The sequence below is a fragment of the Microvirga sp. 2MCAF38 genome, assembly GCF_052115485.1.
Lineage (GTDB): Bacteria > Pseudomonadota > Alphaproteobacteria > Rhizobiales > Beijerinckiaceae > Microvirga.
Map to the genome: position 1 here is coordinate 438686 of NZ_JBFRGU010000004.1, position 26674 is coordinate 465359.

The 26674-nt window shown below is 62.2% G+C and carries 22 protein-coding genes; 11 read left to right on the forward strand and 11 right to left on the reverse strand.

Going from position 1 to position 26674, the window contains the following annotated elements:
• The first annotated feature begins 274 nt into the window (after positions 1 to 274).
• Both AB4072_RS10955 and AB4072_RS10960 read left to right on the forward strand, forming a co-directional pair.
• Positions 275 to 1492 carry a peptide ABC transporter permease gene (locus AB4072_RS10955; protein WP_441967957.1) on the forward strand — a complete coding sequence of 406 codons (1218 nt, stop codon included), beginning with the start codon at positions 275 to 277 and terminating at the stop codon, positions 1490 to 1492.
• 172 nt (positions 1493 to 1664) lie between these two features.
• Positions 1665 to 2834: a M20 aminoacylase family protein gene (locus AB4072_RS10960; protein ID WP_441967958.1), complete on the forward strand. Its 1170-nt coding sequence runs from the start codon at positions 1665 to 1667 to the stop codon at positions 2832 to 2834.
• Positions 2835 to 2899: 65 nt separating this feature from the next.
• On the opposite strand, the gene AB4072_RS10965 is transcribed toward AB4072_RS10960, so the two are convergent.
• Together AB4072_RS10965 and ribA are read right to left on the reverse strand one after the other, a co-directional pair.
• Positions 2900 to 4582, reverse strand: a complete 1683-nt coding sequence (locus AB4072_RS10965; protein WP_441968089.1) for an L-lactate permease — start codon at positions 4580 to 4582, stop codon at positions 2900 to 2902.
• A gap of 112 nt (positions 4583 to 4694) precedes the next feature.
• Positions 4695 to 5810 carry a GTP cyclohydrolase II RibA gene (gene ribA / locus AB4072_RS10970; protein ID WP_441967959.1) on the reverse strand — a complete coding sequence of 372 codons (1116 nt, stop codon included), beginning with the start codon at positions 5808 to 5810 and terminating at the stop codon, positions 4695 to 4697.
• A 192-nt stretch (positions 5811 to 6002) separates the two neighbouring features.
• On the opposite strand from ribA, the gene AB4072_RS10975 reads away from it, so the two are divergent.
• Positions 6003 to 6977: a hypothetical protein gene (locus AB4072_RS10975; RefSeq protein ID WP_441967960.1), complete on the forward strand. Its 975-nt coding sequence runs from the start codon at positions 6003 to 6005 to the stop codon at positions 6975 to 6977.
• On the opposite strand, the gene AB4072_RS10980 is transcribed toward AB4072_RS10975, so the two are convergent.
• Positions 6922 to 7875 carry a DMT family transporter gene (locus tag AB4072_RS10980; RefSeq protein ID WP_441967961.1) on the reverse strand — a complete coding sequence of 318 codons (954 nt, stop codon included), beginning with the start codon at positions 7873 to 7875 and terminating at the stop codon, positions 6922 to 6924. The two genes, AB4072_RS10975 and AB4072_RS10980, sit on opposite strands and share 56 nt — an antisense overlap.
• Before the next feature lie 184 nt (positions 7876 to 8059).
• Between AB4072_RS10980 and AB4072_RS10985 the strand changes: the two genes are divergently transcribed.
• Both AB4072_RS10985 and AB4072_RS10990 read left to right on the forward strand, forming a co-directional pair.
• Positions 8060 to 8335 (forward strand): hypothetical protein, encoded by a 276-nt coding sequence (locus tag AB4072_RS10985; protein ID WP_441967962.1) that lies wholly within the window; start codon positions 8060 to 8062, stop codon positions 8333 to 8335.
• 95 nt (positions 8336 to 8430) lie between these two features.
• Positions 8431 to 9015, forward strand: a complete 585-nt coding sequence (locus AB4072_RS10990) for an NUDIX domain-containing protein (RefSeq protein WP_441967963.1) — start codon at positions 8431 to 8433, stop codon at positions 9013 to 9015.
• 3 nt (positions 9016 to 9018) lie between these two features.
• Here AB4072_RS10990 and AB4072_RS10995 read toward each other — a convergent pair whose 3' ends face one another.
• The 3 genes from AB4072_RS10995 to AB4072_RS11005 form a co-directional block, all read right to left on the reverse strand.
• Complete coding sequence (locus tag AB4072_RS10995; protein WP_441967964.1) at positions 9019 to 9219, reverse strand: hypothetical protein; 201 nt, start codon at positions 9217 to 9219, stop codon at positions 9019 to 9021.
• Positions 9220 to 9277: 58 nt separating this feature from the next.
• Positions 9278 to 11056, reverse strand: a complete 1779-nt coding sequence (locus AB4072_RS11000) for an SLC13 family permease (RefSeq protein WP_441967965.1) — start codon at positions 11054 to 11056, stop codon at positions 9278 to 9280.
• 79 nt (positions 11057 to 11135) lie between these two features.
• A complete protein-coding gene (locus AB4072_RS11005) occupies positions 11136 to 11603 on the reverse strand; it encodes a CAP domain-containing protein (protein ID WP_441967966.1) in 468 nt (155 codons plus the stop codon).
• A 158-nt stretch (positions 11604 to 11761) separates the two neighbouring features.
• Between AB4072_RS11005 and AB4072_RS11010 the strand changes: the two genes are divergently transcribed.
• Together AB4072_RS11010 and recQ are read left to right on the forward strand one after the other, a co-directional pair.
• Positions 11762 to 13021, forward strand: coding sequence for a TIGR03862 family flavoprotein (locus tag AB4072_RS11010; RefSeq protein WP_441967967.1), 1260 nt, complete (start codon positions 11762 to 11764; stop codon positions 13019 to 13021).
• Complete coding sequence (gene recQ, locus AB4072_RS11015) at positions 13018 to 14820, forward strand: DNA helicase RecQ (protein ID WP_441967968.1); 1803 nt, start codon at positions 13018 to 13020, stop codon at positions 14818 to 14820. The genes AB4072_RS11010 and recQ overlap by 4 nt, the downstream gene beginning before the upstream one ends.
• Positions 14821 to 15089: 269 nt before the next feature.
• On the opposite strand, the gene AB4072_RS11020 is transcribed toward recQ, so the two are convergent.
• The 4 genes from AB4072_RS11020 to AB4072_RS11035 all read right to left on the reverse strand — a co-directional run bounded on the left by AB4072_RS11020 (position 15090) and on the right by AB4072_RS11035 (position 19185).
• Positions 15090 to 16229 carry a Gfo/Idh/MocA family protein gene (locus tag AB4072_RS11020; RefSeq protein ID WP_441967969.1) on the reverse strand — a complete coding sequence of 380 codons (1140 nt, stop codon included), beginning with the start codon at positions 16227 to 16229 and terminating at the stop codon, positions 15090 to 15092.
• 14 nt (positions 16230 to 16243) lie between these two features.
• Positions 16244 to 17029, reverse strand: a complete 786-nt coding sequence (locus AB4072_RS11025; protein ID WP_441967970.1) for an ATP-binding cassette domain-containing protein — start codon at positions 17027 to 17029, stop codon at positions 16244 to 16246.
• Positions 17029 to 18168, reverse strand: coding sequence for an ABC transporter permease (locus AB4072_RS11030; protein ID WP_441967971.1), 1140 nt, complete (start codon positions 18166 to 18168; stop codon positions 17029 to 17031). The genes AB4072_RS11025 and AB4072_RS11030 overlap by 1 nt, the downstream gene beginning before the upstream one ends.
• A gap of 78 nt (positions 18169 to 18246) precedes the next feature.
• Complete coding sequence (locus AB4072_RS11035; RefSeq protein ID WP_441967972.1) at positions 18247 to 19185, reverse strand: sugar ABC transporter substrate-binding protein; 939 nt, start codon at positions 19183 to 19185, stop codon at positions 18247 to 18249.
• A gap of 313 nt (positions 19186 to 19498) precedes the next feature.
• Here AB4072_RS11035 and AB4072_RS11040 point away from each other — a divergent pair, with 313 nt between their 5' ends.
• A complete protein-coding gene (locus tag AB4072_RS11040; RefSeq protein WP_441967973.1) occupies positions 19499 to 20329 on the forward strand; it encodes a MurR/RpiR family transcriptional regulator in 831 nt (276 codons plus the stop codon).
• 207 nt (positions 20330 to 20536) lie between these two features.
• Here AB4072_RS11040 and iolG read toward each other — a convergent pair whose 3' ends face one another.
• Positions 20537 to 21526, reverse strand: coding sequence for an inositol 2-dehydrogenase (gene iolG, locus AB4072_RS11045; protein ID WP_441967974.1), 990 nt, complete (start codon positions 21524 to 21526; stop codon positions 20537 to 20539).
• Positions 21527 to 21675: 149 nt separating this feature from the next.
• Between iolG and AB4072_RS11050 the strand changes: the two genes are divergently transcribed.
• The 3 genes from AB4072_RS11050 to iolE all read left to right on the forward strand — a co-directional run bounded on the left by AB4072_RS11050 (position 21676) and on the right by iolE (position 26565).
• On the forward strand, positions 21676 to 23589 hold the full coding sequence (locus AB4072_RS11050) for a bifunctional 5-dehydro-2-deoxygluconokinase/5-dehydro-2-deoxyphosphogluconate aldolase (RefSeq protein WP_441967975.1): 1914 nt from the start codon (positions 21676 to 21678) through the stop codon (positions 23587 to 23589).
• A 95-nt stretch (positions 23590 to 23684) separates the two neighbouring features.
• Complete coding sequence (gene iolD / locus AB4072_RS11055) at positions 23685 to 25532, forward strand: 3D-(3,5/4)-trihydroxycyclohexane-1,2-dione acylhydrolase (decyclizing) (RefSeq protein WP_441967976.1); 1848 nt, start codon at positions 23685 to 23687, stop codon at positions 25530 to 25532.
• A gap of 148 nt (positions 25533 to 25680) precedes the next feature.
• A complete protein-coding gene (gene iolE, locus AB4072_RS11060; protein ID WP_441967977.1) occupies positions 25681 to 26565 on the forward strand; it encodes a myo-inosose-2 dehydratase in 885 nt (294 codons plus the stop codon).
• Positions 26566 to 26674: the final 109 nt, after the last annotated feature.

A 26674-nucleotide genomic window follows, 5' to 3' on the forward strand; every position in this document is an offset into this window, starting at 1 on the left:
CCCGGGTGAGACTTTCATACGTCTGGCGCTGTAGCAGCCTGCTTATCGGATCACTGGCAACGCTCTGACTTTTCAACCCCCACCCCTGCCCCTCCCCGCAAGGGAGAGGGAAGAGCGCAGACCAAACTTGAGTCACCACCAGAGAATCGAGAGTTGATCATGTTTCAAGCTGAAACAATCAAGCTCCAGTGTTGCAGCGCTCCTACAGCTTTCGAGACGCACCTCAATTACGTTAAATTCGCGTCACATTCTCAACTCCCGATGACCCGACCTGATGTCCCCCCTTTCTTCCCAGGCTGACCCTTCCGGCGCCGCTGCCGCGATCTTGCGGCGGCTCGGCTTCGCGCTCCTGTTCTTCGTGGGGCCTGTCGCCGCTCTCTTTGCAAGGCGTGCCATTGTCATCTTAGGGCCAGTCGCGATCATTCTTCTGGTGCTGGCCGCTTTGCTCGATGGAACCTCGCGGTTTTCGCGCCAGCATCTTGGGCACCTCCTGCGCTCCGCGGGCGGCACGGCGGGCTTCGTCCTGCTGCTATGGACCGCCCTCTCGCTGGTCTGGACACCCTTTTTACCCGAGGCGACTGAGCGCCTGTTCAATCTCATCGGCATGCTGATCATGGCCGCTGCCGGCTATCTCGCTCTCCCGGACCGGATGCGCTCGGCAAATCTCTACATGCTTTCCGTAGGCGTCGCTCTTGCCGCCATTGCCGCCAGCGCGATTGCCCTTCGTGGCGTGGCGTATGCCAGCACCGACGGACAGAACCTCGAACGCGGGGTCATTCTTCTCGTTCTCTTCGTATGGCCCGCGGTGACATGGCTGCATTCGCGCGGACGCAATCTGGAAGCGCTGCTGCTCGCCGTCGCGGTGGCTTTGGCCTCGGTGCTCAGCCCCAGCGCTCTGCCTCTGCAAGGCCTGGCTATAGGCGCTGCGATCTTCGTGCTGACGGCAATAGGCCCCGGCTTCGGCGTTCGTTTTACAGCGACCGTCATGGCGGGATTGGTCCTGCTCGCGCCGGCCATCCCCTTCGCGCTCGGACCGGTAGCGACGAACCTCTTCGGCCCCGAGACCTCGCTTGAGATCTGGCGCTCCGTGATCATCGACGAGCCGGTTCGGCTCGTCACCGGGCACGGGTTGGAGACCGCCCTCCGAGGACGTTTCGCCGGCCTGCTCGCGCCCGGCGCGCCCACCGGTTTCCTGTTCGAGATCTGGTACGAACTCGGCATCATCGGCGCAGCGACCAGCGCCATCGTCCTTTACGCGTCCGTCGCCGGCTCGGTTAGCGAGCGCCCTCTGCTCGTTCCCGGCGTCATCGCAACTTTCGCCTCGGCTTATGCACTTGGATGCTTGGGCATCGGCACGGCGCAGGCGTGGTGGTTCACGGCGCTTGTCGTGGCCATGCTGATGTTCGTGGCAATCGAGCGCGGGCAATTTCGCACGAAACGCCCCAAGGCGACGCTTCTCCGTCGCGAACGTCCGCTTGTGCCGACACGTTAGAGTTTGATCAGAACAAGTGGAAACCGGTTGTTCGCCCGGATCATGCGGCATCAAAGAACTAGAGTTTGATCATGTTTCAATCTGAACCGATCAAGCTCTAGCCCGCCTGACGGATTGACCACGAGACCCTGTCTCTGCTTCGCTGGTCCGCCTCTTCGAGAAAAGGTTCATCATGGCCATTATCAACCGCGTCGCCGACTTCACCGATGAGATCACCAGCTGGCGTCGCGATTTTCACGAGAATCCGGAACTCCAGTTCGATGTGCATCGTACCGCCGCCATCGTCGCGGAAAAGCTGAAAGCATTCGGCTGCGATGAAGTCGTCACCGGCATCGGGCAAACCGGCGTCGTCGGCGTGATCCGCGGACGGTCAAACGGCTCGGGGAAAGTCATCGGCCTTCGCGCCGACATGGACGCGCTGCCCATCGAGGAAGCGACGGACGTTCCCTACAAGTCCAAAGTGCCGGGCAAGATGCATGCCTGCGGCCATGACGGACACACTTCCATGCTGCTCGGCGCCGCGAAATATCTGGCCGAGACACGCAATTTCGACGGCGTCGCCATCATGATCTTCCAACCGGCGGAAGAAGGCGGCGGGGGCGGCGACGCCATGGTGAAGGACGGGCTGATGGAGCGCTTTGGCATCCAGGAAGTCTACGGCATGCACAACATGCCGGGAATTCCGGTCGGTCAATTCGCGATCCGTCCCGGCCCGATCGCTGCGGCGGCAGACCGTTTCACACTTGTCATCGAAGGCAAGGGCGGGCACGCCGCGCAGCCGCATAGTTCGGTGGATCCGATTCTTGTGGCGAGCCACGTGATCACCGCGCTTCAATCCATCGTCTCGCGCAGCGTCGATCCGCTCGAAGCCGCCGTCGTTTCGGTCTGCTCGGTGAAAGCCGGCGAAGCCTTCAACGTCATCCCCCATCACGCGACGCTGCTCGGCACCGTGCGCTCGCTCACGCCTGAGATTCGCGACCTCAGCGAGCAGCGTGTCCGCGGCATCGTCGAGAACGTCTGTGCCGCCTTCGGCGCGGTGGGACAACTCGACTACGTCCGTGGTTATCCGGTGACCGTGAACGATGCGGACAGGACCGAGTTCATGGCGAAGGTTGCGCGGGCGGTTGTCGGCGACAAGGCCGTTAACACCGCGATCCAGCCGATGATGGGTGCGGAGGATTTCTCCTACATGCTGGAGCAACGCCCCGGCGCCTACATCTTCCTCGGCAACGGCGATACTGCCAGCTGCCACCACCCGGCCTATGATTTCAACGACGACGCGACGCCCTACGGCGTGTCGCTCTGGGCGAAGATCATCGAGACCGGAATGCCTGCGCGCTGAAGCACAGCGGACAAGCAAAAGACACCGCCGGCTTCATACCGGCGGCGTTTTGCATGTCTGGACGTTTACTGCACGACCATCGCCGTGAACGGGTGCACATAGGCCTGGAGCATGACGAGGCCGCCGACGAGTGCCGCCAGCGCGATGGAGTGCCAGAACACGAAACGCAAGATATCGCCCTCGTGACCGAACCAGTTGGTGGCGGTGGAGGCAACGACGATGGATTGCGCATCGACCATCTTGCCCATGACGCCGCCGCTCGAATTCGAGGCGCACATCAGAATCTCTGACAAGCCCAGCTGCCCGGCGGTGATCTTCTGCAAACCGCCGAACAGAACGTTCGAAGCGGTATCGGACCCGGTCAAAGCAACGCCGAGCCAGCCCAGCATCGCGGCAAAGAACGGATAGAGGAAGCCGGTCTGCGCGAAGGCAAGACCGAGCGTGGCATCCACGCCCGAATAGCGCGTGAGCGTGCCGAGCGCGAGCATCGCCGCGATGGTGATCAGCGAGTAGCGCACGACCCAGAACGTCTCCGCATAGGCTTTAATGAGACGCCACGGGGAATATCTCATCGCGAAACCGGAGACGATGGCCGCAAGCAGAATGCCGGTTCCCGTCATCGTGAGAATATTGAAACCGTAAATGGCCGCCTCGGGCGCGGGCTTGGCGACGACCGGTGGTACCTTCTGCACCAGATTGTGCAAGCCTTCGAAAACCCATTTCGGAAAGTAGAGCGGGTTGACCACGTCCTTGAAAGTCTGCGTGCCCCAGATGAACACGAAAACGCACAGGATGATCCAGGGCAGCCACGCCTTGAACACGTCGCCGGCGCTGTGTTTCCTCAACTGGTGCGGCGTTGCGGCAGCGCCGAGCGGCGAAGGCGCGCCGGCGGAAACCGAATCGCTGCCGCTGCGCAGGATCGGGCTGGTCCAGATCTGCGCCGGGTGCCAGATCTTCAAAAAGGCCACAAGACAGCCCATGGAAACAAGAGAAGCGACCACGTCCACGAGCCAGGGCCCGTGAAAGTTCGAGACGAGGAATTGCGGCACCGCGAAAGCGACCCCGCAAACCAGGATCGCCGGCCAGATCTGCAACATCCCGCGCCATCCGGCGAAAGCCCAGATCAGCCAGAACGGCACGATGAGCGAAAAGAACGGCAATTGCCGACCGACCATCGCGCCGAGCGCGAACGGATCAAGACCCGTCACCGCGCCGAGGGTCACGATGGGCGTGCCGAGCGCGCCATATGCCACCGGCGCGGTATTCGCGATCAACGACAGGCCGGAAGCCGCGAGCGGCGAGAAGCCGAGACCAATGAGAATAGCGCCTGTTACCGCCACAGGCGTGCCAAACCCCGCCGCTCCCTCGAAGAACGCGCCGAAGGCGAAGGCCACGAGAAGAAGCTGCAATCGCCGGTCGGACGTGATGCCCGCAATCGAATCCTGCAGGATCACGAAGGAGCCATTCGCCACCGTCAGTCGGTAGAGAAAGATGACGTTGATGATGATCCAGCCGATGGGAAAAAGGCCGGTGAGTGCGCCAAAGCCCGCAGCCCTGAAGGCCATGCCTGTCGGCATCCCAAAGGCCACGATGGCCACAAGCAACGACACCACGAGCGCTGTCAGCGCCGCCAGATGCGCCCGCACCTTGGCGAAGGCGATGAGCCCGAGCAGACACAAAATCGGCAACGTGGCGATAAGCGTCGAGAGCACCGGGCTCCCAAACGGGTCGTAAACCTGGCTCCACATGAGCGTTCCCTCGGCAATCGCAATCGAGGCGGCCAGACCGAAGCGGTCATTCCGCATCTGAGAAGCTAGGGGGCTGCTTCAATGTGACAATATTGGACTTAAGGTGAAAGCCTCAATCGGGCTTGGAGCAGGCGAGCGCGCCTTCAGGGTCGATGTAGTGGCCCGCACGGTCGCGCTTCGAGGCGAGGTAGCGCACATTCTCCGCCGTACGACGCCCGATGACCCGATGATCGGAGACGACCTCGATCCCGGCCTCGCTGACGGCGCGGATCTTTTCCGGGTTGTTGGTCATGAGCCGCACCGCCGCTACATCGAGCTGCTTGAGCATGGCTGCCGCGAAATCGAAGCGGCGCTGGTCCGAGCCGAAGCCCAGAACCTCGTCGGCATCATAGGTATCGTAGCCCTGCGCCTGAAGCTTGTAAGCGCGAATCTTGTTGGCGAGGCCGTTTCCACGTCCTTCCTGATCGAGATAGAGCAGAATTCCGCCCTCGTTCTCGGCCATGAAACGCACCGTCTCACGCAATTGATCGCCGCAATCGCATTTCAGGCTGCCGAAGAGATCGCCCGTCAGGCACGCCGAGTGCAGGCGCACCCGCACGGGCTTCGTGAAGTCCGGCGCGCCGACGATGATCGCGACCTGATCGCGCAGGCCCTCACCGCCCCGGAAGACGACGAACTCGGTCTGCGGCGCACCTTCCAACGGCACGGGTGCGCGGCTAACAATCTTCAAATCGGCCGCCTGCGCGCGGCGATAGGCGCGAAGGGCCTTGCCGGAAACACGCAACAGAGCCGGATCGATGTCGGCGTGCTCATCCACCGGCACGACGACGACACTTGGCAGGACAAGGGAAAGACGGGCGAGTTCCAGCGCCTCCTCGTCGAGGCGGCTGACAGGACTGACGGGAGCGTCGATTCGCCCCTCGACCTTCAAAGCGAGGTTCTCGATCCGCGCGTGATCCACCACCGGAAGAGCCACGACGCCGGGCATGTCGCGATCGAGGCCGAGGCGCCGAAGTCGGGCCGAGGGCAGGACGAGATGCGCCTTACCCTGTGACACAGCATCGATCCGCCGGCACAACCCAGCATCCAGATTTTCAACGCCAACCACAAGCGCACCCGCGCTTTCGCCCTCGATCACCACCGGGCGGGCGCTGCGGAATTCCATGATGACCCGCTCGACCGATACGGTCGAGAGATCATCGGATGGGTTCAGAACAAGACGCGTCATCAATCGTACTTAAAAGAGACGAACTCAAAGGACCTTATCACAGGCAGGGGACGAACCCCTAACCCCAGATGAGATGGCAGCCATGTCGCATCAATGCCCGCCAGCTTCAAACCCAAGCTCGACGCCGGAACCGCTCCAGGGTATCTGTGCGGCCACCCTTCGACACATAGCCCCTTGAGACTGTTCTTCGCGATGCGCCAGTCCTTTATTCTCCTCGCCGCCTTAGGCTGGCTCTCCGCCACGCCGGCCCTGGCCGCCAGTCTCGACGGGCTTGCCGTCGATGTGACGAATACGAGCGAGCCTATCCTTTGCGCGGAAAAGGACAATGTGGCGATCAACTTCGCCTCGCCTGAGGTGCACAATTTCCAGATTGAGGCAGTCCACCCTGCTTATATGGGCAACCTGCGGCAGGACCGCTGGGAGCCGGATTGGACGGCCTGTGAGGATATCTCGGAGGAAACTTCCAAGGGGCCGCCGCCGCGCAAGGTGACGTTCTACGAGAGCGTCGACATGTGGCTGACGGGCTTCTCCTTCCCCAATTTCTGGCGCCCGAGCGATGTGACCATGCGCATCGGCGACCGGGTCGAGCGCAATCTCCACATGGTGCAGCTCTGGGTGCGCCGGAACGAGCGGGTCGAGGAAGTGCTCGTGCTCTATCCGGCGGACGGCTACTGGCGCATTCGCCCCTTACCGCCGCAGCATCTTGGCTGGAGCGCCTACGGCTCCTCGTTTCTGATCGGACCGGTGGAGATGGACCAGCGCCCGGTGGTGAATCTGAAAGACGTGGCCTTCGACCCCAAAACCATGACCTTCACCCTCACCTTCGCAAATGGCGGCACGGCAACGGTTTCCCTCAAGACCCTCGATACCGAGCGCCTGACGCTTGACGTGACCATGGATCAGCCGGTCAAGGACAAGCCCTTCGCAGCCCTGCGCTCCATGTACGTGACCGAGTTCAACGCCGATGTGGCGCGCATCGCTGTGCGTGAGGACAAGGCCCGCTCCTGGCGCGAAGAGCCGATCATGAATTTCCGCAGTGCCCGCGCCACGGATGTCTGGGCGGGCCGCCTCGTTCCCTCGCGCCACAACACCAGCGCGCCGGACATGGTGTTCAACCGTTTTCGCGCGGCACGGGACGCGCGCCCGAAAGCCGCGCCAAAGCCCTGAGGACACGCCCGTCCATCACGAGCAGGCCTGAGCCGATCAGCGCCATGCCGAGAACCTGCTTGGTTGAGAGCACTTCGCCCAGAAAGAGCACGCCGAAGAGAATTGCGCTCACGGGAATGAGGAACGTGACGAGGCCGGTATTGGTCGCGCCCGCGCTCGCCAGAAGTCTGAAGAAGAGAATATAGGCGAAGGCCGAAGACACGAGAGCGAGGCCGAGAATCGCCAGGCACGTGCTCATGTGCGGCATAGGGAGGGTCCAGGGCCGGTCTGCGAAGAGCGCCAACGGCAGCAGAAGAATGCTCGACGCCGTCAACTGCCCCGTTGCCGTGGCGATAGGCTGAACGCCCATCGCCTTGAAACGCCGCCCGAACACGCTGGCGAAAGCATAGGACAAGGCCGCGCCGAGAACCGCGATTTGTGCCAGCACATTCGCATTCAGTGCCTGCAAGGCGGCTCCTCCGATCATTACGGCAACGCCGATGAAACCCAAGACGACACCGCCAAGGCGTCGCCCGGTTAGCCGCTCGTCCGATGTCAGGAAATGGGCGACGATCACCGTGAAGAGCGGCGTCGTCGCATTGAGAATCGAGGCGAGGCCACTTGCGATATGACCCTGTCCCCACACGATGAGCAGGAAGGGAATGACGTTGTTCAAAACCCCCATGCCGAAGAACGCCGCCCACACCTTTCGGTCACGCGGCAAGCCCACCCCCATGACGCGAAGAACACCGATGAGCGCGATGGCCGCGATGGACACGCGCAGCGCGACGATCGTGAAAGGCGGCAATTCCTTCACCGCGATGCCGACGAACAGGAAGGACCCGCCCCACACAATGGAGAGGCCGATAAGAAGCGCCCAATCACGGGCATTCATGGTCGGTTGGACGGAGGAGGACATGGGGCTCACCAAAAACACTTGCTTTCATGGTTTTTCCCATCCCGAACCGAAACGCCACCCGCTTTCTGCGATACCCCCTGAAAGGTTTGATTTACCGAGATCGCAGATATCGGCAGGGCTTTACTCCCCATTCACTCCGCGGGTTTCAAACTGCTCCCGAACAAGGCGCGCTCTCGAAACCCGCATGCACCCGAACAGCACCATTCATCGCCCTCCCGCTTCCACGCGGAAGACCGAACGGCCCGGGCAGCGCTATTTTTCGGAAAGCGCCATCCGTTTCGTTCACGTGGGCGCGAATGCGGAGGGAAAGCGCCATGCCGCGCTGGAAGAGCGTAGCGTTCGGACCCGCTCCATGCTGATTCTGCTGGAGCCGGACCGGCTCCATTGTTGGGCGCTGATCGTTGCGCTGGCCTCCTCGATTGCCGGCATGGCTCTCATCATTTCATCCACCCTGAACTGACGGAGCCTCGCGGGTGAAGAGTACCATTCCATTTTTATGAGGGTGCATTCAGCCTAGAGGCCATGTTCACTCCGAGTTGAACGGAGACCTTCCCGATGAATAACACCCGCATTCGCAATCATACGTCCGAGGTTCTTTCGGACGATTGGGCGATTCTGAAAAAGCACCGCTTCGATTACCAACGCAAGGACGGCACCTGGGAGAGCCAGGTGCGGCAGACTTATGATCGGGGAAACGGCGCCGTCATCCTGCCCTACGACCCTGCACGCGGCACCGTGCTTCTGACGCGCCAGTTCCGCTTGCCTGCCTATGTGAACGGACATGCCGAACCTTTGATCGAGGCCTGCGCCGGATTGCTCGACAAGGACGATCCCGAGACCTGCATCGCACGCGAGGCGGAAGAGGAACTCGGCTATCGCTTGCGTGAGCCGCAACGTGTCTTCGATGTGTTCATGAGTCCCGGCAGCGTTACCGAGCGCCTCGTCTTTTTCGTCGCCTGCTACGCGCCCGGCGACAAGATCGGACACGGTGGCGGCAACAGCGAGGAGGGTGAGGATATCGACGTCATCGAGACCAGCCTCGACAACGCTCTTTCCATGATCAGTCGCGGCGAGATCATCGACGGCAAGACGATCATGCTTCTCCAACACATTAAGCTCGCCGGGTTGATGGGAGCTTGATTCTCAAGCGCGCGGACCAGGATTGACGGGCGCCGCATCCGGATCGCTCATCGGTCCTTCCGGCGCACGGTTGGGATCGATTCCCGGTATCTCGGACGGCTGACGAACGGGCACTTCGGTCGGATTGTGACCGGGCTGAACGTGATCGGGGCTTGGGCTTGGGCTATGCGGTTGCGGGTCGTAAGGGCCGGGACCTCGCGTCATGAGCGCTCCTTTTCGTGAATGCTCTGTCAACGAAAGAGACGCGGATGCGTTCCGCCTTTCAGCGCAACGGCCAGAACAGCATGATGAGCGGGATGCCGACCACGACGACGATGATCGACAAAGGCAGGCCGAGCCGCCAGTAATCGCCGAAGCGATAGCCGCCGGGCCCCATGACGAGCGTGTTGCACTGATGCCCGATGGGCGTGAGAAAGTCGCAGGCCGCGCCGATGGCGACCGCCATGAGAAAAGCATCCGGTTTGTAGCCGAGCTTCGATGCGAAACTCGCGGCGATGGGCGCCATCACGAGCACGGTCGCCGCATTGTTGAGAAAAGGCGTCACGGCCATGGCGGCGATCATGATGAGAACCAGCGAACCGGTCGGCGGCAACGTCCCACCAAATGACGACAACCATGCGGCGATGAGATCCGTGCCGCCCGTCGTGCGCACCGCTTCGCTGACGGGAATCAACGCGCCCAACATGATGATGATGGGCCACTCGATGGTCTCGTACACTTCGCGCAAATTGAGCGCACCGAAGAGAACGAGCAGCACGCCAGCGCCGAAGAAAGCGATGGCGACGGGCACGAGATCGAAGGCGACGAGCCCCATCGCGGCGGCAAGAATAGCGACCGGCAAGAGGCTGCGTCGCGCGCTGCCGAGGCGAATATCCCGCGCGGCGAGAGGCAGGCATCCGAGCGCCTTCAACGTGTCCGGCAGTTTCTTGAGGTTCCCCTGAAGAGCGATGACATCGCCGGGATGAAGGTCGATATCGCGCAACCTTTCCTTCAAGCGTTGGCCCCTGCGACTGACGGCAATCAGATTGACCTGGTAGCGCTCGAAAAGATCGATCCGCTCCGCCGAAATTCCCGTGAGCACGGAGTTCGGCCCGATCACCACTTCGATCACGCCGATCTCGTCGGTTGCCTCGTCAGTCTTGGGCTTGCGATGCTCGCCGGACAGCTTCAAGCCGGCCCGCGCCACGATGCGCTCCAACGCCATCGGTTCGCCTTCCAGGATGAGCACGTCGCCCGCGCGGATCGCGGCATCCGGCAAGGGTGTTGGCCGGCGGGTTTCATCACGGATGATCGCGGAAACCTTTGCCTCTTCGTCTCCCATCTTGTGCAGATCGGCGACGGTCTTTCCGATCATCTCGGATTGTGCCGGAACACGCGCCTCGGTCACGTAATCCTTGATGTCGAGCGCTTCGTCGATCGAGGATGCGCCCTTTCGCCCCTGCGGCAGAAGTCGATAACCGAAGGCGAGGAAAATCACGCCGGCGAGCGCAATGCCGAGGCCGACCGGCGTGAAATCGAACATATGAAACGGCTGGCCCAAAAGTTCGCCGCGAACGCGTGCCACGATGATATTGGGTGACGTGCCGACGAGTGTGACGATACCGCCGAGAAGCGAGCCGAACGCCATCGGCATAAGCAGGCTTGATGGCGGCGTGCCAGTACGGCGCGCAATCTGAAACGCCACCGGGATCATCATCGCCAGCGCACCGATATTCTTCACGAAGGCGGAGAGCACCGTGACGACGCCGACCAGCACGATGACTTGCATCTGCGTGGTGCGAAGATAAGGCGCGAGACGGTTGAGGCCGGCTTCCAACACGCCCGATTTCGCGACCGCCGCGCTGACCAGAAGCGCGCTCGCGACGATGATCACGATATCGTCGCTGAAGCCCGAAAAGGCCTTATCCGGCGGCACGATACCGATGGCGACCGCGGCGAGAAGAGAGAACGCCGCCACCACGTCGTAGCGAAAACGCCCCCAGACGAAGAGCGCCATCATTCCGGCGACGGTGGCGAAGGCAAGAGCTTGTTGAAGATTCATCGCGCGCCTGAAAGAGGTTCCAAGCTCTTCAAACGCGCAACGGCCAAGTTTGCTCCCGATTCGCTTCTCGCGCCGTGCTCTATTGACCGAGCACCAGAGCCCAATAGCGGCCATAACCGCCATCGGTAACGACGCGGGCAAGCCCGATCTTTCGGGCCTCCGGTATCAAAAGATTGCTGTTGTGTCCCGGCGAGTTTCTCCAGCGAACGATGACGTTTTCCACATTATCCGCTCCGCCTGCCGAGAGATTTTCGGCGGAAGTGCCGCGAATGCCGAACTCTTTCATCCGGCCGCTGAAATCGCCGTGGCTGAGGTTGCCAGCCGCCGCGACCGCCCGCGCCTGATGTACCGCCGCCTGATTGAGGCGCGAATCGACCGTGACCGGGCTCAATCCTCTGGAGGTGCGATAGGCCGAAATCAGGTTCGCCGCCGCATGGGCTTCGCTGGTGGAGGTCGAGAGAACCTTGTGGGTGCCGGTCAACGGCATTTCGGAGGCGCAGCCCGCAAGCGCGAGCGCGACAAGAACGCAAAAGGAAAAATGTCTCATGAATACCCCTTAAAATGATGGCGGCGTGAAATCGCCGCTCCTCTTGAAAAAGACGGCCCGGGCGGTCATGCAGAGAGCCTGAATCCACCCGTTCCACGACGTTGAATGGCATGTCGGCCTTGAAGCGTCCAGAAAAGCGCCCCGCGTCAGCTGATCGCATGTTAACCCTTTCAACCTCCAGCGTGGCCATTATCGGCGGCGGACCGGCCGGGCTGATCGCCGCGGAGATTTTAAGCGAGGCCGGTCTTGCGGTCACGGTTTATGAGCGCATGCCTGCGGTCGGCAGAAAACTGCTCATGGCCGGGCGTGGCGGCCTGAATCTGACCCATAGCGAGGATCTGTCCCGGTTCATGACCCGCTACGGCGAGGCCATGCCGCGCCTGAAAACGCTCATCGAAGCCTTCGACCCCGCGGCCCTACGAGGCTGGAGCGAAGGCCTGGGGCAAGAAACCTTCATCGGCACGAGCGGGCGCGTTTTCCCCAAGGCTTTCAAGGCCTCTCCGCTTCTGCGCGCTTGGCTGGCGCGGCTGGAGCGCCAGGGCGTGCGCTTCGCGCTTCGTCACGACTGGCAGGGCTGGGACGAGGAAGGCCGCCTCGTTTTCGTCCACGGGGGCGAATCAGTCCGCGTAAGAGCGGATGCAACGATTCTGGCGCTCGGCGGGGCGAGCTGGCCGCGTCTCGGCTCCGATGGACGCTGGGTCCAGCCTGTGCGCGAGCGCGGCATCGCCGTCACGCCGTTCAAGCCTGCCAATATGGGCTTTACCATCGGCTGGTCCGACTATTTCAAGGACCGTTTCGCCGGAGAACCGCTGAAACCCCTTGCGCTGACCTTCGACGGCAAGACCGTGCGCGGCGAAGCCATGATCACACGGGACGGCATCGAGGGCGGCGCAATCTATGCCCTATCCGCACCTCTGCGGGACGCTATCGCTCGCGACGGGAAGGCAACACTTCTCACGGATCTCCGGCCCGACGTTTCTGTCGAGGCTTTGACCCAAAAGCTCAGCGCCCCTCACAAAGGTCAATCGACCTCGACCTTCCTGCGCAAGGCGGCAGGGCTTTCCCCGCTCGCCATCGCCCTGTTGCGCGAAGGCGGGGCGCTCCCATCCGAGCCTAAAGCTCTCGCCCAGCGAAGCAAAGCGCTGCCCCTCGTGCTGACCGGGGTGAAACCCCTCGACCGGGCGATTTCCTCGGCGGGCGGCGTGTCTTTCGACGAACTCGACACGCATCTGATGCTACGCCGCCTCCCCGGCGTTTTCGTCGCGGGCGAGATGCTGGATTGGGAAGCGCCGACCGGCGGTTATCTGTTGCAGGCGACCTTTGCCACCGGCATCGCGGCTGCAAAAGGCGTTCTCGCCTGTCTCCATGCCGGCAAAGGATTGACCGAATCCAAGCCCTCGGTCACACGACAGCCGTGACCGATCCCCGCAAAATTCTCCACGACGTCTTCGGCTTCTCCTCCTTCCGCGAGGGGCAGGAGGACATCGTGCGGGCCGTTCTGAACGGCGAGGATGTGCTTGCCATCATGCCGACCGGGGCCGGCAAGTCCATGTGCTATCAATTGCCGACGCTGGCGCGGGAAGGGCTGACCCTCGTGGTGTCACCGCTCATCGCGCTTATGCGCGATCAGGTGGCGGCGTTGCGCCATTTCGGCATCGAGGCAGGAAGCCTCAACTCCGCCAACGATCCGGCCGAGAACCGGCGCGTGGTGGATGCGGTGCGCGACCGGACCATGCGGCTTCTCTATGCCTCGCCGGAGCGGCTGGCCAATACGAGCACGACGGAATGGCTTGCCCGCTCGGGCGTCAACTTGCTCGCCATCGACGAGGCCCATTGCGTCTCGCAATGGGGGCATGATTTCCGCCCGGAATATGCGCTTCTCGGCGAGGTGCGGCAGCGGCTCGGCAATGTGCAGATCATCGCGCTGACCGCGACCGCCGATGTGGCGACGCGCGAGGACATCGCACATCGTCTGTTCGAGCGCGCGCCGCGCACGTTCATTCACGGCTTCGATCGGCCCAATCTTCGTCTCGCCATGCAGGCGAAGGAGCAGACCAAGCGCCAGCTCTTCACCTTTCTCGACAAGCATCGGCACGAGAGCGGCATCGTCTATTGCTCCTCGCGCAACGCGACGGAAAAGCTCGCGGACAGCTTGAGCCAGGCGGGCTACCGCGCACTGCCCTATCACGCAGGGATGCCTCAAGGAGAACGCGCGAAGAACCAGGACATCTTCCTCCAAGAAGACGGAATCGTGATGGTCGCGACCGTCGCCTTCGGCATGGGCATCGACAAGCCCGATGTGCGCTTCGTGGCCCATGCGGCTTTGCCGAAATCCATCGAAGCCTATTATCAGGAGATCGGCCGCGCGGGCCGCGACGGTGCATCCGCCGACACGCTCACCCTCTATGGCCTCGACGACATGCGCCTGCGCCGTTCGCAGATCGAAGACAGCGATGCCGCCGACGAGCAGAAGCGCATCGAGCGCCAGCGCCTCAATGCGCTGGTCGCTTTATGCGAAGCGCCGCGCTGCCGCCGCCAGACCCTGCTCGCCTATTTCGGCGAGACGACGGAGCCTTGCGGCAATTGCGATCTGTGCGTTGACGGCGTCATGTCCTTCGACGGCACCATCGAGGCGCAAAAGCTTCTCTCCGCCATCGCGCGCACGGGCGAACGCTTCGGCACCGAACACCTCATCACCATTCTTATGGGTGAGGAAACGGATGCGGTTCTGCGCTTCGGACACAACAAGCTGAAAACCTTCGGTGTCGGCAAGGATCGCTCAAAAACCGAGTGGCGCTCGCTCCTGCGCCAGATCTACGCCGCCGGGCTCGTGACGCTCGAACTCTCCGAATACGGCCGCTGGACCATCTCCGACAAAGGCGATGCGGTTTTGCGCGGGCAGGAGCGGATCGAACTGCGCTCCGACGTGCTCATGCAACCGCGCGAACGCCGCCGTAAGCGAGCAGCCCTTGAAGCCCATGCTGTGGTGCCGGGAGACGATCCGCTTCTTCTCGCCCTCAAAGGCTTGCGCACAAGCCTCGCGAAGGAGGAAAGCGTTCCGGCTTACGTCATTTTCTCCGACCGCAGCCTCATCGACATGGCCGCGAAAAAGCCGACATCACGGGGCGAGTTTGGTGAGGTCCACGGCGTCGGTCAGGCGAAGTTGGAACGCTACGCAGAGGCGTTTTTGGATCTTATCCGCGAACATGCGGCTTAGGCTGAACCACTCAACGCCGTCATTCCGGACGCCAAAGGCGATCATGCTATCCTCCACCTCATCCTGAGGAACGGCGAAGCCGTGTCTCGAAGGAGGATCCAGTGCATGCTGGAGACGCCACGCCCTTCGAGACGGCCTGCGGCCTCCTCAGGGTGAGGCTGTGGGGCATCTCGTGTCATCTCGGCGAGCGTAAATCCACGCCCCACGCTCAGCGCTCTGGATTCCCTTCCCCTCCGCTTCGCTCCGGCCGGGAATGACATCGCAGATGTTTAAGCCGCCGCCTCCGTTACACTCGCCGCGACTTCAATCCACCGTCCCTCATGCGCACTACGCGCAATCGCATCGACCGTGCGCTCGATGCGGATACCATCCTCGAAATCGATCAGCGTGCCCTTCTCACCGCCGATGCGCCCGATCAGTTGACGGCACTCGATGATCTTCAATTCGTTGAAGCCGAGCCCGTGGCCCGGCGCGGGTAGAAATTTATCGTAAGGAGGGTGATGCGGCGCGGTGAGAATGGTGCGAAAACCTTGCGTCTCCTTCGGTCCTTCGGCGATATAAAGCTGCACCTCGTTCATGCGCTCCTGATCGTAGATGAGGGTGCCCTTCGATCCGAAAATCTGGACGAAGATGCGGCCTTTGCGGCCCCAGGCGGAGCGGTTCAGGCAGATCACGCCTGACGCGCCGTTCTCCAACTCAAGCATCGTCGTGGCGATGTCGCAGGTCTCGACCGCGCGACGGCCCCCGCCCTTCACCGGACGGTCCGCATAGGGTTTCGTCATATGGCCGCAGACGCGGGCGACACCACCGAAGAGAACCCACAACAGGCTCAAGGCATGAACGCCGAAATCGTCGAGCGCGCCATGGCCCGAAGTCGCCTCGCTCTTCCAGTAGAACAGCTCCTCCGGGTCCGCCATGAAATCCTCGTCCATTTCGATGCGGACATGATTGACCGCACCGATCTGGCCCTCATCGATCACGCGACGCATAAGACCGATGAGCGGATTTTGGATGTAGTTGTAACCAAGCGCCCCGACCTTGCCGGAAACACGCGCGGCAGCCAGCATGCGCTCCGCGTCCGCGAGCCTCACTGCCATGGGCTTCTCACACCAAACGTGCTTGCCTGCTTCCAAGGCCGCAATCGCCATTTCGGGATGAAACGCATTCGGTGTCGTGATGGACACCACATCGACGACAGGATCGTTCACGAGCGAGCGCCAATCGCCTGTCGCACGCTCGAAGCCGAGTTCACGCACCTTGGTTTCGGCCAAAGCTTGCGAAACCTCCGCCAGAACCGCGAGGCGCGGACGCGGCACATCACCAAAGACGGCGGCGACCGCGTTCCACGCAAGCGCGTGGCACTTGCCCATATAGCCTGTGCCGATTAGGCCAATACCGAGCGATTCCATGCCGTTTTTATCCCTTAAACCATGCCGCCGAGCTCCGAGGACAGCGCTTGCAATTCCTTGCCGCCCGCCATCAGATTCTGCAATTCATCGATCTCGATTTCCGCCTTGCCGTGGGTGCCGAGCGTTTTACCGCGATTGAGCACAGTGAAGCGGTCGCCGACGGCATAGGCGTGGCGGACATTGTGCGTGATGAAGATCACACCGAGGCCCTTTTGTCGGACCTGATGGATGTATTTCAGCACCATCGAGGTTTGCGCCACACCAAGTGCCGAGGTCGGCTCGTCGAGGATCAGCACTTTCGCGCCGAAATAGACCGCGCGGGCAATCGCCACGCATTGACGCTCGCCGCCTGATAGCGTGCCGACCGCCTGATTGGGATCGCGAACATCGATGCCGATCCGGTGCATCTCCTCGCGCGTCACCTCCGCGCAATGGTCGAAATCCACATAGCGCAGTGGCCACACGCCCTTCATAGGTTCACGGCCCATGAAGAAATTACGCGTGACCGACATGAGCGGGATCATCGCGAGATCCTGATAGACGGTGGCGATACCTGCATCGAGCGCATCGCGCGGGCTTGAGAAGTTCACCTCATTGCCTTCGACGTAGTACTCGCCGGTCGTCGGCTTGTGCACCCCCGCCAAGGTCTTGATGAGTGTGGACTTGCCCGCGCCGTTATCGCCGAGGAGGCACATGACCTCGCCGGGATTGACCGTCATGGAAATGCCGGAGAGGGCGATGACGGAACCGAAATGCTTGACGACGTCGCGGACGTCGATGAGCGGAGTTTGCGTTGCCATCAGCGTTCTCCCGTCACTTTCTTGCGGATGAAGTTGTTGAACAACACCGCCAGGAGCAGCATGGCTCCTAAGAAGACCTGGAACCAGTCGGAGTCGAAGCGGGTATAGGTGAGGCCGATCGACACCATGCCGAAGATGATCGCGCCGAAGAACGCGCCGATGGCCGAGCCGTAGCCGCCAGTGAGCAGACACCCACCGATCACCGCCGCGATGATGGCCTCGAATTCCTTCTGGAAGCCGCGCCGGGAATCGGTCGAGCCCGCATCGAGCACCGTGAGCACTGCGACGAGCGTCGCCGCACAGGCCGTCAACATGAAGAGGCCGGTTTTCACACGGTCGACAGGAACGCCGGAATTGCGCGCCGCATTGGCATCGCCGCCGACCGCAAAAATCCAGTTGCCGAGGCGGGTGCGCAAAAGCAGCCACGTGGCGACAATGGCAAAGAGGATGAACCAGACGATGGAGACGGGAACGCCCGTCACCGTCGGCGTGCCGTTCGGAAATTTGGCGATGATGTCGTGGGTCGCGAGCCACGAAAACAGACCTTCCAGCGCATTGCCGGAGAAGATCTCGCGGATAATGCCCTCGCCCGCGCTGTCTCCAATGCCGCGCATTTGTGTGGAACCGCCCGTCGCCCATTTGAGACCGACGAGCGACAAGCCGCGCAGGATGAACAGGAAAGCCAACGTGACGATGAAGGACGGGAGTTTCGTACGGATGACAAGCTGACCGTTCAAGCCACCGAGCAAAGCTGCGACGATAAATGTCGCGGCAATGGCCAGCAGCAGCGGCCATCCGGTCAAGACGAGAAACGAGCCGAAAACCAAACCCGAGAAAGCGATCATCGAACCGATGGAGAGATCGAACTCACCGCCGATCATGAGAAGGGCTGCGGCAATTGCCAGGATGCCGAGCTGCGACGCCGGGGAGAGAATGTTCATCACCCCCGCGAGGCTGAACATGGACGGATCGGCAGTGGAGATGAAGAAGATCGTGACGAGGATGAGACCCGCGAGCGCGCCCAGTTCGGGGCGGCGCATGATCTTGGTGACGAAGGAAACCTCCTTCAGCCGCTCATCCTGAATCTTCTTGATCTCCTCTGCTGGCGTGTGGCCCGCAGCATGGCTGATATCCGTCATGGGGACGCCCCCTTCAAACGCAATCGGGAAAAATGTGAGAGCCCGCGGCCGGACCGCGAGCTCTCCCGACGATACGACTTAGCGAATGCCCTTCGCCGACAAGTCCACGACCTGACCCGCCTTATCCTTGGTGATCAGGTTCGGGCCCGACGGCACGTTGCCGCCCGGGATCAGGCCGTATTTCGATTGAAGCGCGAGGAACGCGACCGGCAGATAACCTTGCAGATATTGCTGCTGGTCGATGGCGAAGGTGGCGTCTCCGGCCATGATCGCCTTCAGGAAGTTGGCCGACATATCGAAGGAGACGACGCGGATGCCGGACTTGCCGGTTTCCTTGATCGCGGCCACCACGGGCTCGCCGCCGAGCGGCGCGCTCAGTGCCATCACGGTGTCGATGGACGGATCGGACGCCACAGCCGCCTTGACCTTGGCGCGGATGTCGGCCGGATCTGAGGAGACCGGGAGCACCGTGACCTTACCGCCGAAGCCCTCAGCAAAGCCCTTGCAGCGCAGATCGAGCGAGACGTTGCCGACCTCATGGTTGACGCAAAGGCCGACCTTGCCACCCATTTCCTTCAGCTTCGCTCCGGCGATCTTGCCGGCATCGGCCTCATCCTGACCCACATGGAGCAGTGCGCCGAGCCCCTTCGAAACGTCGGAGCCCGAATTCATGGAGATGACGGGGATGCCGGCGGCAACCGCCTTCTTGATCGAGGGCCCGAGCGCCGAAGCGTCGGGAATCGAGACGATGAGCCCTGCGGGCTTCTGGTTCACGGCAGCATCGATGAGCTGGCCCATGGCGACCATGTCGAAGGTTTCCGGCGCGCGGTAATCGACCTGGACATTCATGTCCTTGCCTGCCGCCGCCACGCCATTCTTCACCACCGACCAAAACGGATCGTTGGCCTGGCCGTGACTGACGACGATGATGCGGGTGGGCTGTTGCGCCAGCGCCGGAGCGGCGAGGCCGAAAGTGAGAGCCGCGGCTGCGGCAAGACCTGTAACGAACGACTTCATCAGTTTCCTCCCAAAAGGGTTCTCTCGTTCGAACATCGCGCCGAACCAAGCCCGTCGCGATGATCGCTGCGGCAAGGCCGCGCGATGAGGTTGAGCAGCAGGAGGAAACAGGAGAGAGATCCGATTACTCGGATCGTTTGGCGTAGCGGCGTTTCCTCTGCTTTTCCGCCCATCCAAAACGGAATGAGCAGATCTTTTATTGTATAGTTTGGAATTTTTATTCCATTTTTCAACGCAAAGTGTCAAGATCCCTTTCTCTACGTCTAAGGTAGGGCGAAGCGGAGAAGGGGAAACGATGGGGGAACAGGCGGACATGGCATTGGGTATGGCTCCTACGGATTACGAGGGCTTGCGAGCTCTTTTGGTCAGTCGGCGCGAAACTCTGCCCAAGCGCCTGAAACAGCTTGCCGCCTTCGCCCTGGATCATCCGGAAGAAGTTGCCTTCGGCACGGTGGCTGGAATCGCGGACCATGCGGGCGTGCAACCTTCAACCCTGATCCGTTTCGCCAAAAGCCTCGGCTATGAAGGCTTCTCTCACCTTCAGCAGATTTTCCGCGACCGGCTGCGCGAGCGCTTTCCCGATTATCGCGAGCGTCTGCGCTCCTTGCGTGAATCGGACAGCCATCACGATCATGCCGCGGCACTCCTCGAGGGCTTTGCGGAAGCCGCTGCGCTTTCCCTCGACCGGATGCGTGAATCGGTTCGCCTCGATGAATTCGCGCGCGCCATTGAAACGCTGGCCAAGGCCGACACGATTTATCTGCTCGGCGCGCGGCGCGTTTTCCCCATCGCCGCCTATTGCGCCTATGCCTTCGGCAAGCTCGGCATCCGCGCCATCCTGATCGACCACATCGCGCAACTCGGCCCGGAGCAATTGGCGACGGCGTCGGAAAAGGATGCGGTTCTCGCCATCAGCTTCACGCCTTACGCCCCCGTCACCGCAGATCTCGCGGCGGTAGCGGCCCGGCGCAACATTCCCGTCGTCGCGATCACCGATTCCGCGTTCTCACCCTTGGTGACGAGCGCCGACATCTGGCTCGAAGTAGCAGAGGCGGATTTCGGCGCATTCCGCTCGCTGTCAGCTTCATTCGCCCTCGCCATGGCGCTGGCCGTGGGCACAGCGGAGAAGCGAGCGGAGGGGTAAGCGCGTCGTCTGCAAACAGTCCGCGCTGTCAAATGCGCGACATCCCTTGTGGGGGAGTTGGAGGTGGGGGGTGTGAGCGCCAACATCTCGGAACGTCGCGCCGACACCCCCTCCCCACAAGGAGGAGGGGATTTGCGACAGCGCCCGAAAGTGCGCGAAACAAAATGGCCGGGACGAGCCCGGCCATCGAAAGATATTTTAAGCGAATCAAACCTTCACAGGCTTGCCCGTCTGCGCCGACTCCGTCGCCGCGTCCGCGAGGCGCTGAGCTTTGAGACCGTCGGTGCCGTTCGGCTCACAGGCCTTGCCTGCTTTCACGGCGGTGAGGAAAGCATCGAGTTCATCCTTGTAGGCGTCCGCATAGCGCTCAAGGAAGAAGTCCTGGACCGGATCGGCACAGATGCCGGAGGCGTTCGCCACTTCCACCGTCGTGCGGTGGACGTTGCCCGCGCGGATCATGCCCTTCGAGCCGTGCACCTCGATGCGCTGGTCGTAGCCATAAGTGGCGCGGCGGGAATTGGAGATCTGGACAATGCGGCCCTTGGCGGTCTTGAGCAGCACGGCTGCGGTATCCACGTCGCCGGCTTGACCGATGGCCGGATCCACCAGCGAGGAGCCGACCGCATGCACTTCCACCGGCTCGTCGCCGAGCAGCAGGAAGCGCGCCATGTCGAGATCGTGGATCATCATGTCACGGAACAACCCGCCCGAAGTGGCGATGTAGCTCACCGGCGGAGGGCCGGGATCGCGCGAGAGAATCGTGACGAGTTCCACATCACCGACTTCGCCATCGGCCAGGCGTTTGCGGAGGGACGCAAAATTCGGGTCGAAGCGACGGTTGAAGCCGATCATCAGCGGCGTGCCGGCTTTCGCGACCACGCCAAGGCAGGTCTCGATGCGGAGGCTCGAAAGATCCACCGGCTTCTCGCAGAACACGGCCTTGCCGGCGCGTGCGCCGCGCTCGATCAGGTCGGCGTGGGTCGTGGTCGGGGTGCAGACGAGAATGGCGTCCACGTCCGAGCGCTCGACGATTTCATCGAGGGACGCGACTTCGGCGCCCGTCGCCGCTGCCAACTCCTGTGCCGAGGGGGCATGCGGATCGGCCACCGCCACGAGGCGAGCGTCCTTGTGGTTGGCGGCATTGCGCCCGTGAATGCGGCCGATGCGGCCCGCGCCTAAGACGGCGATCCTGATCATGTTTCCCCCGACTGTTTTGCCGGCTTACGGCAAATTTGGAATTGATGTTCCAGCACAAGATGCTAATAGAATAAACATTCTATCGCCGCAAGAGCCGCAAAACAGGCTCAATCACGACGGAGCTCCGATTTCCGCGTGGGAGGAATATCATGAAGCCGACCCTTGATGTGATCACCATCGGCCGCTCCTCTGTCGATCTTTACGGTCAGCAGGTGGGTGGGCGGCTGGAGGACATGGCCTCCTTCTCCAAGGCGGTCGGCGGCTGCCCGGCCAACATCGCCATCGGCACGGCCCGGCTCGGTCTGAAATCCGGCCTCGTGACCCGCGTCGGCGATGAGGCCATGGGACGGTTCATCCGCGAACAGATGGAGCGCGAGGGCGTTGCGACCAAGGGCATCGTCACCGACGACAAGCGCCTGACCGCGCTCGTGATCCTCGGCGTGCGCGACGAGGAATCCTTCCCGCTCATCTTCTATCGCGATAATTGCGCCGACATGGCGTTGACCGAGACCGATATCGACGAGACCTTCATCGCGTCTGCCGGCGCCATCGTCGTCACCGGCACGCATTTTTCCCGGGAAACCACCGCCACCGCGCAGAAAAAGGCGATCCGCATCGCCAAGGCGAATGGCCGCAAGGTGGTATTCGACGTCGATTATCGCCCGAATCTTTGGGGCCTTCTCGGCCATGGTGCGGGCGAATCACGCTACGTGCGCTCGGACGCGGTGACGGAGCATTTGAAGCCCATTCTGGCCGATTGCGACCTCATCGTCGGTACGGAAGAGGAATTGCATATCGCGGGCGGCTCCGAGGATACGTTGCAAACCATCCGCAACATCCGCACCGTCTCCAAGGCCACTATCGTCTGCAAGCGCGGACCGATGGGCTGCGTGGTGTTTCCAGGCGACATTCCCGATTCCCTCGACAAGGGTGTGAAGGGTCCGGGTTTTCCGGTCGAGGTCTATAACGTGCTCGGCGCGGGCGACGCCTTCCTCTCCGGCTTCTTGCGCGGATGGCTGAAAGACGAGGCGCTGGAGACCTGTTGCGCCTATGCCAATGCCAGCGGCGCTTTCGCCGTCTCGCGTCTGCTGTGCTCGCCGGAAATCCCGACTTTCCCGGAATTGCAGCATTTCCTGAAGAACGGCAGCCGCCACAAGGCCCTGCGCTTCGACGACGATCTCAATCACATCCATTGGGCAACGACGCGCCGTCCAGGCCCTTCGACCTTGATGGCGCTCGCCATCGATCATCGCATGCAACTTGAAACGATGGCCAAGGAGGTGGGCGCATCCATCGATCGCGTTCCGGATTTCAAAGTGCTCGCAGTCAAGGCGGCCGCGAAGGTGGCGGATGGCCGTCCCGGCTTCGGCATGCTGCTCGATGGCACCTATGGCCGTGAAGCGTTGTTCCGCGCCGCCGACCACGACTTCTGGGTCGGACGTCCCGTGGAACTGCCCGGCTCGCGCCCGCTCGATTTCGAGGGCGGCGGCAGTCTCGGCGCGAAGCTCATCGAATGGCCTGTCGGCCATACCATCAAGTGCCTGTGCTTCTATCATCCCGACGACCCGCCGGAGATGAAGGCGCAGCAAGAGCGCGATCTTTTGCGCCTCTACGATGCCGCGCAGCGTGTCGGTCGCGAACTTCTCGTCGAGATCATCGCGGGCAAGAACGGGCCACTGAAAACCGATACGATCCCGACCATCCTGCAACGCCTTTACGATCTCGGCATCAAGCCGGATTGGTGGAAGCTCGAGCCGCAGCAGGATACGGCCGCGTGGAACGCCATCGGCGCGGTGATCACGAAGAACGATCCGCTCTGCCGCGGCATCGTGCTCCTCGGTCTCGAAGCGCCGGAGACCGAGCTGGAAGCCGCCTTCGCCGCCGCCGCGCGGGAACCGCAGGTGAAGGGCTTCGCTGTCGGGCGCACGATCTTCAACGATGCGGCGCGACGCTGGCTGAAAGGCGAGATCACGGATGAAGCCGCGGTCGCCGATATGGCGGGACGCTTCCAACGTCTCGTCGATGCGTGGCAGCGTGTTGCCAGTAAGGCGAAAGCCGCCTGACAGCCTTGACCGCCGCCGTTTCTTGTCTTCGATGACAACGACCTCACTTGAGACTTTGCGTCAGTTCCGCTGACGCCCTTCGATTAGGAGCACGCATGAGCACGATCCGCCTCACCATGGCCCAGGCGCTCGCCCGTTTCCTCGCCGCGCAGAAGACCGAGATCGATGGGGAGGTGTTGCCTCTCTTCGGCGGTGTCTGGGCGATTTTCGGCCACGGTAATGTGGCGGGGCTCGGCGAAGCGCTCTACGGCGTGCGCGACAAGCTCCCGACCTACCGCGCCCACAACGAACAGGGCATGGCGCACGCGGCCATCGCCTTCGCCAAGGCCTCGCGCCGTCGCCGCATGATGGCCTGCACCACCTCCATCGGCCCCGGCGCGACCAACATGGTGACCGCCGCCGCCGTGGCGCATGTGAACCGTCTACCTGTGCTGCTGCTCCCCGGCGACGTCTTCGCCAATCGCCTGCCCGATCCGGTGCTTCAACAGATCGAAAGTTTTTCGGACGGCACGATCTCGGCCAATGACTGCTTCAAGCCGGTCTCGCGCTATTTCGACCGCATCACGCGGCCCGAACAGATCATCCCCGCACTCCAACGCGCCATGACCGTCCTCACCGATCCCGCCGAATGCGGGCCTGTGACGCTCGCGCTCTGTCAGGACGTGCAGGCCGAGGCCTACGATTATCCCGAAAGCTTCTTTGCCGAAAAGATCTGGACACCGCGCCGGATTCGTCCGGACGAGAACGAGCTGGCGAGGGCGGTCGAGATCATCCGCAACGCGAAAAAGCCCTTCATCGTTGCGGGTGGTGGCGTGCTTTTCTCGGATGCTGAAAAAGGGCTCGCCGATTTCGCGGCAAAGCACGGACTCTTCGTCGGCGAGACGCAAGCCGGCAAGTCGAGCTTGTCTTACGACCACGCTGCCAATCTCGGCTCCATCGGCGTCACCGGCACCGCCGCCGCCAATGCACTCGCCGAAGAAGCCGATGTGGTGATCGCAGTCGGCACGCGGCTGCAGGATTTCACCACGGGCTCCTGGGCCCTGTTCAAGAACCCGACCCGCCGCATCGTCGGCCTCAACGTGCAGGCTTTCGATGCGACGAAGCACAATGCGCAGCCCCTCGTGGCCGATGCGAAAGTCGGGCTTGAGGAATTGAGCAAGGCCCTTTCCGACTGGAAAGCGCCTGACGCCTGGACTGCAAAGGCGAAGGACGAGAAGACGCGCTGGTTCGCGTCGTCTGCGCGCTTCACCGACCCCACCAACGCGGAACTTCCGTCCGATGCGCAAGTGATTGGCGCGGTGCAGCGCACCTCGTCGCCGACCGATGTGGTGGTGTGCGCGGCGGGCGGCCTGCCCGGCGAGTTGCATAAGCATTGGAAGGCTTCGCAAGCGCTCGGCTACCACATGGAATACGGCTATTCCTGCATGGGCTACGAGATCGCGGGCGGTCTCGGCGTCAAGATGGCAGACCCGAGCCGCGAGGTGATCGTGATGGTGGGCGACGGCTCCTACCTCATGATGAATTCCGAACTCGCGATCTCCGTGATGCTCGGCCACAAGCTTACCGTCGTACTGCTCGACAATCGGGGCTATGGCTGCATCAATCGCCTGCAACGGGCGACGGGCGGCGAGAGCTTCAACAACCTGCTCCAGCATACCAAGCACGTAACGCTGCCAGATATCGACTTCGCCGCGCATGCGGCGAGTCTCGGCGCGGACTCGATAAAGGTGAAGAGCATCGCCGAACTTGAATCCGCGTTGAAGAAGGCGCGCTCCGCCACCCGCAGCACCGTGATCCTCATCGACACCGATCCGCTGATCTCGACCGACGAAGGCGGGCATTGGTGGGATGTGGCGGTGCCGGAAGTCTCCGCCCGTCCGCAGGTGAACGCGGCACGCGAGAATTATGAAACCGCTCTTGGCGCGCAGCGCGTGGGCGATTGATGGAAAGCACCACCCTCATCCTGAGGAGCCGCGCAGCGGCGTCTCGAAGGAGGGTCCAGAGAGTACTGAATCCTCCTTCGAGACGCAGCCTCACGGCTGCTCCTCAGGATGAGGACAGAGGATGAGTGAACAAGGTAAGGAAAAGAACATGACGATCCGTATCGGGGCCAATCCTATCGGCTGGTCGAATGACGACATGCAGGAACTCGGCGGCGAGACGCCGCTGGAAGTCTGCCTCGCGGAGGCCGAGCAGGTCGGTTTCGTAGGCATGGAACTCGGCAACAAGTTTCCGCGCGAGCCGGAGGCTTTGAAGAAGGCGCTGGCGCCGTTCAACATGGCCTGCATTTCCGGCTGGTACTCCGCCGAATTGCTCAAGCGCGATGCGGATGAGGAAATGAAGCATCTGCGCGCTCATCTCGACCTGCTGAAGGCGATGGGCTCGAACGTCCTTGTCTTCGCGGAAACCTCGAACGCCATTCACGGCGACCGCTCGAAGCCGCTCTCGCAGCGCCCGGTGATGAAGGACGGCGACTGGGCCGAATACGGCCGCCGCGTCACGCAGGTTGCCGAAGCGACCCTCAAGGAAGGGGTGCGCCTCGTCTATCACCACCACATGGGCACCATCGTCGAATCGGAAAACGATATCGATGCTTTCATGCGCTCCACCGGTCCCGCGGCGCATCTTCTGCTCGACACCGGCCACGCCACCTGGGGCGGCGCGAACCCGGCGGCGCTCGCGCGCCGCTACAAGGATCGCATCAGCCACGTGCATACCAAGGACGTGCGCAAGGACGTGATGGAGAAGTCGAAAGCCAACAACTGGAGCTTCCTCGATTCGGTCATCGAAGGCGTTTACACTGTGCCGGGCGACGGCATGGTGGATTTCGTGTCTGTCTTCAAGGAACTGCCGGGCTATAGCGGCTGGGTTGTGATCGAGGCCGAGCAGGACCCGAAGAAGGCGAACCCGCTCAAATATGCCACCATGGGCTACGCCAACCTCACCCGCTTCCTGAAGGAAGCCGGGCTGCGGTAAACTCGGTCGAGATCAAGCACAACCGGCCCTCTCCCCCTTGTGGGGGAGAGTTGGAGAGGGGGGTGCAAGCGGCATCCTTCCCAATGTTGCGCCAACACCCCCACCCCTA